This is a genomic window from Gramella sp. Hel_I_59 (assembly GCF_006714895.1).
In the GTDB taxonomy this organism is placed as follows: Bacteria; Bacteroidota; Bacteroidia; order Flavobacteriales; family Flavobacteriaceae; genus Christiangramia.
This window is the reverse complement of sequence record NZ_VFME01000001.1, coordinates 583,082-597,711: the sequence shown is the minus strand read 5'-3', so window position 1 is coordinate 597,711 and position 14,630 is coordinate 583,082. Positions and strand designations below refer to the sequence as shown.

The following is a 14,630-nucleotide window of genomic DNA, read 5'->3' as shown; positions in this document are numbered from 1 at the left end:
AAATGAAATTCAATACCGTAATGCCAAATGGCTTAAAGGAACATTATGAAAATGAATTACGGTTTTACCGTTTGTCATTACTCAAAGGAAATTTGTCTCAAGCTTGGAATCATCTTGAGCGCTCACACATAATTGGTCAATCCTATCCTTTTGAGCATACATATTCCCATTGGCTAATGCTCAAATTTGGATTCAGACAAAAGAATGTGAAAGAAGTTTTAGGTCAACTTGTTCGCTTAGTTGTGGGTGGGTGGAAATCGTTTATCGACCATATACCAACTGGAAATACAGGGGGTTCCAATGTTCTACCACTAAAAAAGATGGATCTTCCACAAGATTTAAGTATCATTTTAAACCAATACAAACCAACATAATGAAAAAGAAAAAAGTAAACTTACGTGACTTAGAACCAAAAGAACACCAAGGCGAGCACAGTCACGACGATGGCCATAACCATAGTAGTCCCGAAGATATTTCCAATTTTAGGACTTACCTGCCCGCAATTTTCAGCTTTCTAATGCTTATTATCGGAATTGCGGTTGATTACTTTGACACCTTTCCTTTTTTTGAAGGCTGGGTCAGAGTGGTTTGGTACACCGTTGCCTATATACCCGTTGGTTTTCCTGTTATAAGGGAAGGTTGGAATAGTATTAAAAATGGCGATTTTTTCACAGAATTTTTCTTAATGTCGATTGCCACTTTAGGGGCATTTGCCATTGGCGAATATCCCGAAGGCGTGGCCGTAATGCTATTTTATGCTGTGGGCGAACTATTTCAAAATGCAGCGGTCAACCGAGCCAAAAGAAACATTAAAGCTTTACTGGATGTAAGACCAAATGAAGCTTTGGTTTATCGCGAGAACGATTTTGTTTCCGTAAATCCCGAGACCGTTGAGATTGGCGAAAAGATTCAGGTACGTGTTGGCGAAAAAGTTCCGCTTGATGGCATTTTAATTTCTGAAAAGGGCTCTTTTAATACTGCTGCCTTGACAGGCGAAAGCAAACCTGATACTATCGCTAAAGGCGATACTGTCTTTGCTGGAAGCATCAACCTCGATGGCGTAATCAATATCGAGACTACCAAGGAATTTAAGGACAGTTCCATTGCACGAATTCTGGATATGGTTCAGAATGCAACTGCCAGAAAATCAAAGACCGAATTGTTCATTAGAAAATTTGCGCGGATTTATACACCAATCGTTGTATTCTTGGCAATCGGCCTGACATTATTGCCTTACTTTTTTGTAGATGATTATGTGTTTAGGGATTGGCTATATAGAGCATTGATATTCCTTGTGATTTCGTGTCCGTGTGCGCTGGTTATTTCTATTCCTTTGGGCTATTTTGGCGGATTGGGTGCGGCATCCCGAAACGGTATTCTATTCAAAGGTGCATCTTTTCTCGATGCAATGACCAAAGTGAACACGGTCGTAATGGACAAAACCGGAACGGTTACCAAAGGGGTTTTCAAAATCAAAGAAATTAATTCCATCACATTTGAGGAAGCTGAGTTTATGAAATACCTGATGGCTATGGAAGAACAATCTACCCATCCTATTGCAAAAGCGATTCTCGAATACAAAGCAGACGGTTCGGAGTTTGAAGCGACTAATGTTTCAGAGGTTGCCGGAAAGGGGTTGAAGGGAACAGTTAATGGGAAGACGGTGTTGGTAGGCAACAAAGCTTTGATGACTTCAAACAACATAAAAGTTCCTTCGGAAACGGATGGTATTGTAGAATCAATTGTTATGGTGTCCATTGATGAGAAATTTGCAGGTTACGTAACCATTGCAGATGAACTAAAGGATGATGCGCACCAAGCCATCAAACAAATTAGGGATGCAGGAATTTCTAAGATTATAATGCTATCAGGCGACAAGGACTCTATTACGCAACAAGTTGCAAAAGAGTTAAATATCGATTGGGCAAAAGGTGGTCTGTTACCTGAAGACAAGCTAAACGAAGTTGAAGAACTGAAGAAACAACCTGATACAAAAGTAGCATTTATTGGTGATGGCATCAATGATGCACCAGTTTTGGCCGCAAGTGGTGTAGGTATTGCGATGGGTGGTTTAGGAAGCGATGTTGCTATTGAAACTGCTGATGTTATCATACAGACAGACCAACCGAGTAAGATTGCAAGAGCGATTCAAATTGGTCGTTCAACTCGAAATATCGTATGGCAAAATATTGGTTTGGCCTTCGGTGTAAAAGTAATAGTTCTAATTCTTGGTGCTGGTGGATTAGCAACAATGTGGGAAGCTGTTTTTGCTGATGTAGGCGTTGCTTTACTCGCTATTCTTAATGCCGTTAGATTGCAGAAAATGAAGTGGAAGGATTCTTAAAGGTCTTACTCTGACTGAGCAAATAAAATAGTTTCAAATAAATTAACGTTATCTTTATAAGTGATAAGAAGTATAAATCTATGATTCACATTCTCACAACTGGTGGTACAATCGAAGGGTTGGACTATTTTGATGATGGTGGCATTACTTCATCCAACGTAGGGATTGAAGATTTTTTAAATAAAGCAAATATCGATTATGAATACACAATCGAAAGTGTCTTTAAAAAAGACAGTCGTGCCATAACAAATGATGACAGAAAACTATTGGTTAGCAAGATAAAGGAAGCTAATGCGACTAAGATACTGATTACCCACGGCACTTTCACAATGGAAGATACCGCTAAATATATAGGAAAACTCAATTTGAATAAGACAATTGTTTTGGTTGGGTCTTTCATTTTAGGTTCATCTGCAGATACAGATGCACCGTTTAATTTAGGGTATGCAATTAGCTCATTACAGCTTCTAAAACCGGATGTTTATATTGCTATGAACGGACAAATTTTTAATTGGAACAACGTTTCCAAGAATTTAGAAACCAACAAATTTGAGCATAATGAGAAGTAGAATAAATGTTTGGTACAGCGATACATTGGACAACCTTTTTCTATCTATTAATAGATACATTCATAGTATTGTTTACACTCTACTTTTCAAGAAAGAAAACGCGAAGTAGTTTAAGGCGTTTCCTCTACCTCGGAATCCTATTTATTGTTTATAATGCAACTGGCGGTTTCTTACCAATTGACAACTTTCCAGGCCCATTTATTCTACAGTACATTATCACGTATGGCGTTGCCATCGCATTGTGTGTCTATATCGTTTATTACCTTTATAAAGAATATGATATTGTTGTTCTAAAATTCAATTCATCTATAAAAAACCTAGCTATACTGGCAAGCGTGAGTTTTGTAATACTATTTTTAATTCCCTATTTTCTGACAAATTCTCTTAATTCAGCACGCTTTCTTTTTACCATACCAATATCAGTTATCGCGTTTATTTTTCTATTTATTTTCTACCGTCGAATATCAAATCCCAGCAATCCAAATCCTTTTATACTAAGACGAAATAAGCTTTCAATGGTAAGCGTTGCGAGTATTGCCTTATTACCAATTTGCACAGTTATAGGTGATTACCAATGGATAACATTTACCGTAATGAACTTGGCTTTCTTTGCCATAACTGCGATTGAAGCAGATAGGTATTTGTATTTCATCGAAAACAATAATCGAATGTATGAAGTCTTTGCCTTGAAGAAAAAACAACGGGACGAATCCGTAGAGCGCAAGATTATCTATGAGGATTTAACCAGAAGAGAAATTGAAGTGGCTTTGTCAATTTTAAGTAATTTAAGCTATAGAAATATTGCCAAAGATTTATTCATTGCCGAAAGTACCGTTTCAAAACACGCATCAAATATCTTCAAAAAGACAGGTGTAAAAAACAGGCGTGAATTTTTAAAGCGATTCAGGAAGAAAAAGTAAGCAAATTCAACTCTATACAGAACCCACTATTTGCAATGCCTCACAAATAATCCGTAGAAAAATACGGACTATTCCGTAATTATATACGGTACGTTTTCCTTGTACAATTAGGAAGTAAAGTTACTTTAGTAAGAGTTCCCTAAAATACACCAATGAGCCACAAATTTTATGACTTGTGACTTTCATTTATAACATTTTGCAGGACTACGACATCAACTAAATCCCATTTCTATGGTTTCCAAACAAAAATTGCCTGCTTATGAATTCTCAAATACTATCAAAAAAACTACTTCAGGATCTGGATGAAATAAAATTTCAATATGAAAATATTTTAGAACGGGCATATCGTTCTATAAAACTGTGTCGTAAAGTTTTAACTACTTACAAAAAAGAAATCCTCAATAATGAATTTAAAACTACCCAGGAAGAAATAGAATTCTTCAAAGAAATAAAACAGATTCCTCTCATCAAACTTATCTACTTTTCAGAAATCCATTCTTTTGAAATTCAATTTCCTAAAGGGGATAAACATTCTCAGTTAAAATCCATCAAAAAGAAAATCAACAAGGTAAATCGTTTTTTTCTCTACAATATGGATTTTGGACGATACGTTAATTCTGGTGCTACCCATTTTGACGAGGAATATTACACGAGGGATTCTATGGAAACATTTCATATCACTACCTCAAAATTCTATTTTCAAGACCCAGAATTTTGTACCCCAAGAGATATGCTTTTGGGCAAATACAAGGCGTATGATTTTTTAGTGACCTATTTAGATGAAAAAAAGCATAAAGTTCATAAAGGATTAAATGGGAAATTGTCCACCATTAAACCAATTGAAAAGATGGACTGGCCTTTTTCTAATACAGACTACGTGGAACTGGTTTACGCATTGTGTGCGAAAGGATTGGGCAAACAGGAAAATCAGGGTATAATGCAAGTTTCAAAAAAGTTACAACAGCTTTTTAATATTGAGCCAAAGGACATCTACAAAACTTATCACGATATCAAAAACAGGAAAAACAGTAGAACGCTTTTTCTCGACGAAATCTCTACATCACTACTCATTGAAATGGATAAGAGCGAAGAATAAGAAGCATATTTTTCTCTTAAAAAAGACCGTAGTACGGTCGACCTACGGTAATTGAATTCTGCATTTGTTTTTCATAAAATTTAGTTCAATTTGATGGTGTCGACTTACAAAAACGCCTTCAAAACTTACCAAAACGCACCAAATTTCAAGAAGTTAAATTTTGACCGTAGTACGGTCGTTCTGGGGAAAAAAATCCAACAAACCTATTCAAATTTGTAGAACGAAAGTCAAATCAGGTCAGGGACTATCAATTAAAAGCATAAATCTAGATAGTCCCTTTCCATTAAAACCGTTCTATTATGCCGACAAGTATTATTACCACAGACGACCTTCGAGAATTCAAAATGGAATTGCTCGAGGACATTAGAGAATTACTTACCCGCCAATCCAAAGGGAAACTCAAAAAATACCTCAAATCTTCCGAGGTTATGGATTTGCTTCAGGTAAGCCCTGGCACTTTGCAAAACCTTCGTATCAATGGTACATTGCCGTACACAAAAGTAGGTGGAATTATCTATTACGATACCGAGGAAATTCAAAAAGTGATGGATGGGAACCGAGTGCATCACGGTCTAAATTCTTAAGCTATGAACTATATAAAGCAACTTAATGCGGCTTTTGAGAAGTTCCATTTTGATGACCGCCTAAACCCTACCCATATCAGCCTTTATATGGCGTTGTTCCAAGAATGGAATAGCAGCCGCTTTGCCAATGAATTTTATGTAAACCGTCGCGATTTGATGCGTGTGGCCAAGATCGGTTCAAAATCGACGTACCATCGGTGCGTGACCGACCTCGATTTGTGGGATTATCTTTCCTATTTTCCGTCCAACAATCCTTACAAAGGAAGTAAAATCAAGATGTCCATTATAGGGACTACTGATGAACCGAATATAGGACAGTATGATCCCGAATTGGAACAACTTGCGGAACGATACCATCCCACACGAGAACCAGTAGTGTACCAGCACCATCCCAACAACGAACAAGCTGTGTACCCGCACCGTCCCGTGAGTGGACAAGCACTGGTATCTAATATAAACAATAACAAACAGGTAAATATTAATAAAAAGCCAAAGGGCAGGCAGGCCGTTTTAGATTTTTTTGTTGAAAAATATTTTAATGCTGATGAAGGAAAAAAATTCTTTGCGCATTATGAAGCAAACCATTGGAAAACAAGCGATGGAAAAACAATCAGGGATTGGCATGCCTTAGCCAAAAACTGGATGGATAGGACCGAATTGTTTGACAAAAAAAACACACCAAACAAAGCGGGAGCGTCCCAAAATCGAGACAATCTCAAAACCAGTAAAACCAAAGATTATGGACAACCCCTCTAAAATAACCGAAGGCGGCGTGCAATATTCGCTCGGAAGATTTGATGGTAAAAGTGTTCTCTACGATTTCCCAAAAATCTTGATTTACTTGAATGCCAAGGGCAAATTGCTCTTTGGCGACAAGTTCAGGATTTACGATGAGGATAAGGATATTTTGTTGAAGCTCTGTTCCTATTTCATCAAGGACAAAGACAACTGTGAAAAATTTGAGATTGACATTGACAAAGGTATTCTACTTTCTGGTCCTGTAGGTTGTGGTAAAACCAGCCTAATGAAACTTTTAAGACATTTAGTACCGTTGCAACGCCCTTACGAAATGATCCCTTGCCGAAATGTGACGTTCAGTTTTAACCATCTTGGTTTTAAGACTATCGAGGATTATGGAAACACGAAATTCTTCTGTTTTGACGATCTTGGTGTAGAACCGTTAGGAAGGTTTTACGGTAAGGATCTGAATGTGATGGGCGAAGTACTTTTATCGCGGTATGAACTTTACCTCCAAACAAAGCAAAAAATCAAAACTCACGCCACTACCAACCTAAATGCCGAGGAACTGGAAGAACGCTACGGTAACCGTGTGCGTAGTCGTATGCGAGGGCTGTTTAATTTGATTGCTTTCGATATGAAGGCTGGGGATAAGCGGAAGTAAGTTAGCTTTTAAAGGATTTACACAATAAAATCACTTCTGAAACAAACTGTAGTACAATCTCCTTCAAGCTCTTCGTTAACTCTAAAAAAATATCTTTCATAATTCTATTGATTTTTGAATAGATGATAATATCGATAGTGCGATGTGTTCAATATTGTTGTTCTCTGAAATAAAGTTGCCCTCATCGTGATTGGACAAGAAACCCAATTCGATCAAAACAGCAGGACAATAATCTATAGTTCCCCGCAACACCTGAAAATTCGCAAACTTCACCCCCCTACTATCAAATCCTAATTCCTTATTAAGTGCAGCTTGCGATTGAAAAGCCAACCAAGTGGCATCCTCTGAATATTGTGAATTGGAGTTTGCCACAAACACCTCAATTCCTCTAGCATTTGGATTATCCGAATGATTGCAATGCAGCGAAATAAACAAATCTGCTTTCAAAGCTTTTGCAAGCTTGGTTCTGTCCGATAAAGAAATAAGCGTATCACTATACCTGATTAAATAAATATCCAAAGGCTTTTTCAATTCATTATTCAGCTTCAAAATAGCATTTGCAATCGACAAAACCACATCCTTTTCTTGGATGCCATTTACGCCAATTGCACCGGCATCTTTTCCACCGTGTCCAACATCAATTACAATTCTCCTTTGAACATCGACTTCCTGCCCGAAAATGAGACACATTTTCAGGAGCAAAATCACAAAACTGACGTTTTTGAGGAGATTTTTCATTTCCAATTTTCAGGTTATTAACAACTTCCCTATAGAAATCCATAGAATTTGATGTCAAATAATAACATTGAAATTCAAACAATATCAAAGGATATTTTATTCACGTTTATTTGATTTTCAGTTATTTACAATCAAATATATGTAAATTCTAATAATGAAAAATGAACTTAAAATCTAAATTTTTCCGTTATGAAAAAATCACACTATTTAGCGTCCATTCTTTCGCTCTTATCCACTTCCCTTTTTGCTCAAATTGGTGGCATAGAAAATTCCGTTAACGATGTTGGCGATACCATCAGGACTATCTTTCCGATTTTATTGGGTGTTATCTTCTTGGTTGGCTTCCTATTTAATGCTGGACATTTCTTCGGCGAAAATGCGGACCTCAAAAAAGGGATAACAAGAATACTAGTCTTTGTACTAATTGCAGGTGCAGTAGTCGGCATCTTCACATACTTAATAGGAATCGTAGTTTAAAGATGAAGCGGTTCGAAGTCTATAAAAACATTCGGAAACGGGCTGTCATTTTTGGACTGTCCATTTCCCTGTTTGCCTTGATGATGGTTTCCATTTTGGCTTCGTTGCTCATCATCATTTTCTCTTTCAGCTTTGGGATAATAATAGGAGTATTGGTACTCAATGCTTCCTTATTTGTGGTGCTGACGAGGATAACACACAATCCACAAATTTTTCAAATGGCAAATGTTTTCCCAAAAATAATGAGTAACAAAAAAACCTCAGGCTTTGATTATGAACAAGATTAACATTTCAGCATATCAACCCATCGCAGATATTCAGGACAACATCGTGTTTGCCAACAATGGTAACGTTGTCATATGCTATAAAGGGAATCTACCAGAAATATACTCTCTTTCTGAAAAGGATTTTGAAGATATGCACGCTGCTTGGTTTCAGGCTTTGAAATCATTGCCAGTTGGTACTGTGGTTCACAAGCAGGATATCTACCTCAAGAAATCATATACTTCAGAACAACTTCCGAATTCAACCTTTCTGGAAAAGGCTACCCACGAGCATTTTAAAGGTCGTGGGCATATTGAGCACAGCTGTTATTTATTCTTCATCTTGACTAAAAACAAGGCACTCAACAATCCGAAATATGTCAATCCCTTCAGGAAAGTTTCAAAAGAAATCGTACAGGAACTGGATGATAATATTAAGAGCTTCACGAACTCGGTAAGTGATTCAGTTTCCTTTATCAATAACAGCCGAAAGATGGATTTTGTTTCGCTTAATGCGAAAGATATTTGGCAACTAACAAGTGCCTACTTCAATGGCTTCAATGAAGGTTACGACACCGATATTTTACTTGATAAAAAAAGCGTCAATATTGGCGAAAACCATTTTGAGGCCCTGGCCATCAACAGCGAACTGTGCTTTGGCGAAAGTGTACAGAGTAGCAAAACCAATGAGAAATTCACTTCTGACGATTTTGTATTTCATCAAGGGTTTATTGATGGCATAGGGCTTACGCTTAACGAGAACCACATTGTCAATCAAATTCTTTATTTGGATGACAAACAAAAATGGCGTAAGCTACTCGATAAGAAGGTTGAGGAACTAAACAAAAGTTCAAACTTTGGTTCACAAAATAAAGTAGTGCTTGGTAAAATCCAACACATCCTTGACCAAATCAATGCTGATGATAATGCCCGAATTATTCGTGGTCATCTCAATATTATCTATTGGGCAAAGGAAGCCAAAGAGCTCGACAAAATAACTTCAAAAATAAAGACGGAATTTAAGGAACTGGATATCATCCCGTATTACCCAAGAGGCGAAGAACGTAAAAACTATATTTTAAATAGTTACTGCTGTTTTTCGTCCAATTTTTCAAATAACGATTTATATGTAACTGACTTAAAACACGCACTTTGTCTTTTTATCAATAACACTAACTACAAAAGTGATAACACCGGAATCATTTTTAATGACCGTGAGCATAACATTCCTGTTTTAAAGGATGTTTGGGACGAAAAGAAGAAAAGAATAAAGGCACGAAACTTCGCCATTTTTGCACCAACTGGTGAAGGCAAATCTTTTCTGGCAAATAACATTCTACGTCAATATTTTGAAATTGGCGTTCGCCTGGTCATTATCGACTTAGGTGGCTCTTATACCAAGTTTGCAAAGCTCTATCCTGAAGAATATACGGTGCTTCGCTACGAAAGTGGAAAGAACCTTGGTATCAATCCATTTTACATTAGCCACACTAATGACCTTACACCAGAACGTTTGGAAGATTTGTCCGTGTTCCTCTTTGAACTGTTTGCTTCAGACTTAAAGGTTACAAAGGCACAATTGGTATCAGTCAAAAAAATACTGCGTCATTATTACGATAGCACTTCAGAAAATCATTCACTGGATGGTTTCTACAGCTTTATAGAAAGGAATCAGGAAGATCTTCTGATCAGCCTAAAAATCCATCCCGATTATTTCAATGTGACGAGCTTCTTGCACGTAATGTCAGAATATGTCGGGGATGGTCTATATAGCTTCCTTTTTGAAGTGAGCGAAGATCAGACCTATAAAATTGAGGACAAGCGTTTGATTGTTTTTGAACTGGATGAAGTGAAGGACAATAAGGAAATCCTGTCTGTAATGTTAAAACTGATTAAGTCAGCTATCCAAAGAACCATCTGGAAGAATAGAGCAGAAAAAGGCATTATCCTCTTTGATGAGTTTGCAAAACAATTAAAGTTTGAAAATGTCCTGGAAAGTGTCGAATTCTACTACCAAGCAATACGAAAACAGAACGGAGCTATCGGTATCATTCTTCAATCCATTAATCAGCTTCCGAAAAATTCCACTTCAGCGAGTATTCTTGAAAACACGCAGGTCATTTATAGCCTGAATAATGAAAAAGGCTATGACGAATTGGTCAAACGTCTCAATCTATCCAGCCACGATTTGAACCAATTAAAATCAATCAATAACAATCTTTCCGGTCCACGGAAGTACACCGAAATGTTTATCAAAATTGGCAGAGAAAGTAACATCTTCCGTCTGGAAGTTCCGAAGGAAGTATATGCAGCTTACTTGACCGATGGACAAGAAAATGAGGAAATAATGAAGCTCTACAAAGAGCATCAGGATATGCAAAAAGCAATAATTCAATTCGCAGCTAAAACATAATATTATGAAGACAAAAATTTTAATTATCGCAACGGCATTCATCTTTTTATTGCCCACACGCGCTGCGTGTCAGGGAATGCCCACTTATGACAATACCAATTTTATCAGCTTGGTAAAACAACTTGTAGAATCAGGTAAACAGACAGCTCAAATGATTAAGTCTGTAAAATTCTTAAAAGATGCAAAGGAGAGCATTGAGAAAGTATCAAGTGTGGTACAGCAGCTTAGAGCAGTTGAGGAAATTGGACAGAACAATCAGCGCCTTATCACCGTAATGCAGAACGATGTACAGGACATACTCAACTCGCCCTACATCAAACCAGAGGAAGTTTCAAGGGTTGCAAAATCTTTTGATGCTATTGTTCAAAACTCATTGGAGACGGTAGATTTTATTGATGAAGTCCTGTCCAGCGATTATCTCAAAATGAGCGATGCACAACGTGCTGAAATCTTAAAAGCAAAGGAGCTTGAATCAAAGCAGATGGTTTCCAACATAACTACAAAAACAAAACGCTATCGAGACATTATTTCTTTCAGAAAGATGCAAGATAAAGTCAATAACCGAGAAACATTCTACTAAAATGACCGCGACCATTCTCTTAGGAATTGGTCTGGAATATATCGATACCGTTTTCCAGACCATACAGACCAGCAATTTTTCGCAATACACAATTGCGGGAATGAAAACGCTCGCTGTCTTGTTCTTTTTGGTCAACATCCTTAAAAAGTATAACGAAGGCGTTGCAGAGAAGGACGGTCACACTTGGGGATTGAGTCCTGTTGAATTGGTCAAGAATTTTACCATTGTCATCTTGGTCATATTCTCAACTCAGGTATTGGGATTTTTTGACGGGATTTTAGTCGCCATTGAAGAACAATATCGAGGAACAGCACCAGCATTACTGCCTTTGCAAATGCAGGATATTCCTTTAGAGGAAGACGTAAGTCTTTTTGATGCCGCAAGTTCAGCGATGACACTTTTATATGAAGCCCTGGTTACACCTTTATACGGTTTTAAAATATTGGCATTTATCTTAACTACCCTACTTTGGATATTGGATTTGTTCATCTACCCGCTATTCTTAGCAGAGCGCTTCTTCCTTTTAGGAATAATGCAAGCATTTTTTCCTTTGGTCATTAGCCTTGCAGTTTTTGAAAAGTTTCGTTCGCTCGCCTACACGTTCTTCAAACTATATGCAGCGGTGTTTATGCTCGTGCCAGCTTTCTTTCTGGTCAATATATTTATCAATGCCATATATACGGAAATCAACACTAATTTTTGGGTCAACCTTTTTGGGACAGAGGTTGGCCAGGGCTTTTTTGCACCTGTAGTTCAGTTGGGATCAGTAGGTTTTATTGTTTTCTTGAAATTCACCCTATATAAACGTGCCACGTCATTTACGCTAAGACTATTTACCAACTAATTATTTTCAGAATGAAAACACCTTACAAGAACATTTACAGCGTCCTAAAATTGAATCGGTTTATCGTTTTGGCAGTAGTTGTCTGCGCCTTACTATCCAGCACATTTTCGGTTTGGATGGTATTCAACACCAATCAAAAAGCCCTCAATAGTGCCTTTGCTATCAATACCGATGGCAGTATAATTCCGCTGAAGCTCGTAACCCAAAAGGAAAATTTTCGGGTTGAAGCTTTAGCACATTTGGATCTGTTCCATAACTACTTCTATAACATAGATGCGAGTAATTATGAACGTAATTTGGAAAAGGCATTGTGGTTGGGCAATAGTTCCGTGGACAATCTCTACCGCCAGAAAAAAGCGGATGGTGTTTACAACAGGTTGCTTCAGTATTCCTTGGTTCAAAAAGTACTGAGCATCGATTCACGACTATCTGAAAATAATGGCTCGTATAGTTTTACAACAACCACCATTTTTGAAATCAATAGAGGTTCAATCATCGACACCTATGAGTTGGTTTCCACCGGAAACTTGATTACGGTTAACAGAAACTTCCCCAACAATCCACACGGATTATTGATTACCAAATATTTCGAGAACACCTTAAAAAAACTAAACGATGAAAGTAGAAAAGAATAAAATAGTATTTGCAGCAGTATTGGCCGTGATTGTAATATTCATCATTTCTTATTCCGTAATGGTAATGGGCGATGATGAAAGTGAAACTGAAAACCTTAAGCAAACCTTAGTTCCAGATTTAGAAGAAGATCAAAAAGAGTATGATTCCAAACTTGATGCGATTAACGACTTGAAGAAAGTACGTGAAAATAATGCGCCCAGCATTTACGATGAAAAACTGATTGATTCCTTGGGATTTTACGACCCAGATCTTCCAGATCGCGAAAAAGAGCGTATCGTAGATAGCATATATGAAGCTGGTAAGATCCAATATTCAGAAAAGCGATACCAAAACTTGGGACAGAAAAGAACTGTTCGCAAAGCGGTTTCAAAGATTGATTCTGTAGAAGTAAAACGAGAACAAAAAATCCAAGCGAAAGAATTGGGATTGGAACATCAATTGTTCTTTGCTGCTGCGCTTAAACCCAACGAAGTTTCAATCATCGGCAATACAGATGAAGCAATTTATGTGGTCGTTGATGGCGACCAAGTCGTAAAAGCGAATACCAGATTGCGAATGCGACTGATCAAAACTGCTACAATCAATGGTAAGCTGATGCCCAAGAATACACCTGTGTTTGGATTTATCAGCTTTCAGCCCAACCGAGCGCTCATTGAAATTGAGAACATACAGCACCACCCTACTAAACTTAAGGCTTTTGATTTATCAGATGGTAGCGAGGGCATCTACGTACAGAACAATTTCAGGGCAGAAGCCACCACCGAAGTTTTGGACGATATTATTGGTGACATTAACATACCTACCATTCCGCAAGTAGGTGGTGTCACAAAAGTCCTAAGGCGAAACAATCGCAATGTTAAAGTAACCGTATTAAATAACTACAGATTAATTCTAAAGCCTAAACTATGAAAACTTTTATCTTAATACTAATTGGATTTGTTTATACTTTCGCACCTCGACTTTGCTCGGCACAGGCTACAGCACAACAACAACCCATACCACTTGACACTATTTATGCCAACGACACTAAGAATGTTGCGCTATTCTTCCCAGAACCTATCCGCCAAGGTATAACCGGTTCTGACAATTTTGTATTTACTTACAATCGTGAAAAAGAACAGTATTTTGGCCTTCTTCAAGCGAAGCCGGGTAAGGAAAGTAATCTACTGGTAATCAATAGAAATGGTTCGATTTTTTCGTATATTGTAATGTATAAAAAACAGCTTTCTAAGCTCAATTATTTCATTCCTTTATCCAATAGTATCGGTAATGAAATACAGATTGTAAAGGATTTGGTTCTTGTAAAATCATCTGAAGAATTTGTAGATAACAGCACTTATTATTACCAAAAATTCTGCTCATATATTCTCAATAGAAAACAGCGTATAGGACGCATCAAGAAACGAAATGAAGGTATTATCTTGACCGTAGAGAACATTGTTTTTGATAAGGATGAACTCTATTTTGTTATCGAGATTGAAAATACCTCTACGTTGGATTACAATTTGAATTTCTTGAACCTTTCGATTGAAACAAGACAAAAAGGGAAAAGAAAATCATTGCAACGGCTTTATCAAGAACCGATATATAAACATAATCTGCCTTCTAAGATTATGGAAAATGAAACGGCTCGCTTTGTTTATGTGCTGCCCAAATTTTCACTATCCAATGACCGGAGGGCAATTTTGGAATTGAATGAAAAGGATGGCGAACGAAATATAAAAATCAAACTATCGCATAGATATATTAATAACCCAAATTAAT

At 37.3% G+C, this 14,630-nt stretch carries 17 protein-coding genes; 15 read left to right on the top strand and 2 right to left on the bottom strand.

What is annotated here, in order from left to right:
* Positions 1-2: 2 nt before the first annotated feature.
* From JM79_RS02750 to JM79_RS02715, 8 genes are all read left to right on the top strand, one after another.
* Entirely contained in the window at positions 3-374 is a 372-nt protein-coding gene (locus tag JM79_RS02750; protein WP_141876700.1) for a DUF3703 domain-containing protein, read from the top strand.
* On the top strand, positions 374-2,344 hold the full coding sequence (locus tag JM79_RS02745) for a heavy metal translocating P-type ATPase (RefSeq protein WP_141876699.1): 1,971 nt from the start codon (positions 374-376) through the stop codon (positions 2,342-2,344). Before JM79_RS02750 ends, JM79_RS02745 begins: the two co-directional genes overlap by 1 nt.
* 80 nt (positions 2,345-2,424) lie before the next feature.
* Entirely contained in the window at positions 2,425-2,913 is a 489-nt protein-coding gene (locus JM79_RS02740; RefSeq protein WP_141876698.1) for an asparaginase domain-containing protein, read from the top strand.
* Between the two features lie 515 nt (positions 2,914-3,428).
* The gene (locus JM79_RS16205) at positions 3,429-3,833 is read left to right on the top strand and encodes a helix-turn-helix transcriptional regulator (protein ID WP_228027938.1); all 405 of its coding nucleotides are present in this window, start codon (positions 3,429-3,431) and stop codon (positions 3,831-3,833) included.
* Between the two features lie 259 nt (positions 3,834-4,092).
* Positions 4,093-4,929: an RteC domain-containing protein gene (locus tag JM79_RS02730; RefSeq protein ID WP_141876696.1), complete on the top strand. Its 837-nt coding sequence runs from the start codon at positions 4,093-4,095 to the stop codon at positions 4,927-4,929.
* 299 nt (positions 4,930-5,228) lie between these two features.
* The gene (locus JM79_RS02725; protein WP_026914596.1) at positions 5,229-5,513 is read left to right on the top strand and encodes a helix-turn-helix domain-containing protein; all 285 of its coding nucleotides are present in this window, start codon (positions 5,229-5,231) and stop codon (positions 5,511-5,513) included.
* A 3-nt stretch (positions 5,514-5,516) separates the two neighbouring features.
* Positions 5,517-6,269 (top strand): hypothetical protein, encoded by a 753-nt coding sequence (locus JM79_RS02720; protein ID WP_141876695.1) that lies wholly within the window; start codon positions 5,517-5,519, stop codon positions 6,267-6,269.
* Positions 6,253-6,915 carry an ATPase gene (locus tag JM79_RS02715; protein ID WP_141876694.1) on the top strand — a complete coding sequence of 221 codons (663 nt, stop codon included), beginning with the start codon at positions 6,253-6,255 and terminating at the stop codon, positions 6,913-6,915. The genes JM79_RS02720 and JM79_RS02715 overlap by 17 nt, the downstream gene beginning before the upstream one ends.
* Positions 6,916-7,011: 96 nt before the next feature.
* On the opposite strand, the gene JM79_RS02710 is transcribed toward JM79_RS02715, so the two are convergent.
* Positions 7,012-7,653, bottom strand: coding sequence for an N-acetylmuramoyl-L-alanine amidase (locus JM79_RS02710; RefSeq protein WP_141876693.1), 642 nt, complete (start codon positions 7,651-7,653; stop codon positions 7,012-7,014).
* A gap of 189 nt (positions 7,654-7,842) precedes the next feature.
* On the opposite strand from JM79_RS02710, the gene JM79_RS02705 reads away from it, so the two are divergent.
* Positions 7,843-8,130: a hypothetical protein gene (locus tag JM79_RS02705; protein ID WP_026914603.1), complete on the top strand. Its 288-nt coding sequence runs from the start codon at positions 7,843-7,845 to the stop codon at positions 8,128-8,130.
* A 19-nt stretch (positions 8,131-8,149) separates the two neighbouring features.
* Here JM79_RS02705 and JM79_RS16295 read toward each other — a convergent pair whose 3' ends face one another.
* Positions 8,150-8,332, bottom strand: coding sequence for a hypothetical protein (locus JM79_RS16295; RefSeq protein ID WP_185739452.1), 183 nt, complete (start codon positions 8,330-8,332; stop codon positions 8,150-8,152).
* Positions 8,333-8,403: 71 nt separating this feature from the next.
* On the opposite strand from JM79_RS16295, the gene JM79_RS02695 reads away from it, so the two are divergent.
* Genes JM79_RS02695 through JM79_RS02670 form a run of 6 tightly spaced genes read left to right on the top strand, consistent with a single transcriptional unit; the run spans position 8,404 to position 14,629 of the window.
* Positions 8,404-10,806, top strand: coding sequence for a TraG family conjugative transposon ATPase (locus tag JM79_RS02695; protein WP_141876691.1), 2,403 nt, complete (start codon positions 8,404-8,406; stop codon positions 10,804-10,806).
* 4 nt (positions 10,807-10,810) lie between these two features.
* Entirely contained in the window at positions 10,811-11,386 is a 576-nt protein-coding gene (locus tag JM79_RS02690) for a conjugal transfer protein (RefSeq protein WP_141876690.1), read from the top strand.
* Between the two features lies 1 nt (position 11,387).
* Positions 11,388-12,230 carry a hypothetical protein gene (locus JM79_RS02685; RefSeq protein ID WP_141876689.1) on the top strand — a complete coding sequence of 281 codons (843 nt, stop codon included), beginning with the start codon at positions 11,388-11,390 and terminating at the stop codon, positions 12,228-12,230.
* A gap of 11 nt (positions 12,231-12,241) precedes the next feature.
* Complete coding sequence (locus JM79_RS02680) at positions 12,242-12,865, top strand: conjugal transfer protein TraK (protein ID WP_141876688.1); 624 nt, start codon at positions 12,242-12,244, stop codon at positions 12,863-12,865.
* Complete coding sequence (gene traM, locus JM79_RS02675) at positions 12,846-13,775, top strand: conjugative transposon protein TraM (RefSeq protein ID WP_141876687.1); 930 nt, start codon at positions 12,846-12,848, stop codon at positions 13,773-13,775. Before JM79_RS02680 ends, traM begins: the two co-directional genes overlap by 20 nt.
* Complete coding sequence (locus JM79_RS02670; protein ID WP_141876686.1) at positions 13,772-14,629, top strand: DUF4138 domain-containing protein; 858 nt, start codon at positions 13,772-13,774, stop codon at positions 14,627-14,629. The genes traM and JM79_RS02670 overlap by 4 nt, the downstream gene beginning before the upstream one ends.
* The last annotated feature ends 1 nt before the right edge of the window (position 14,630 follow it).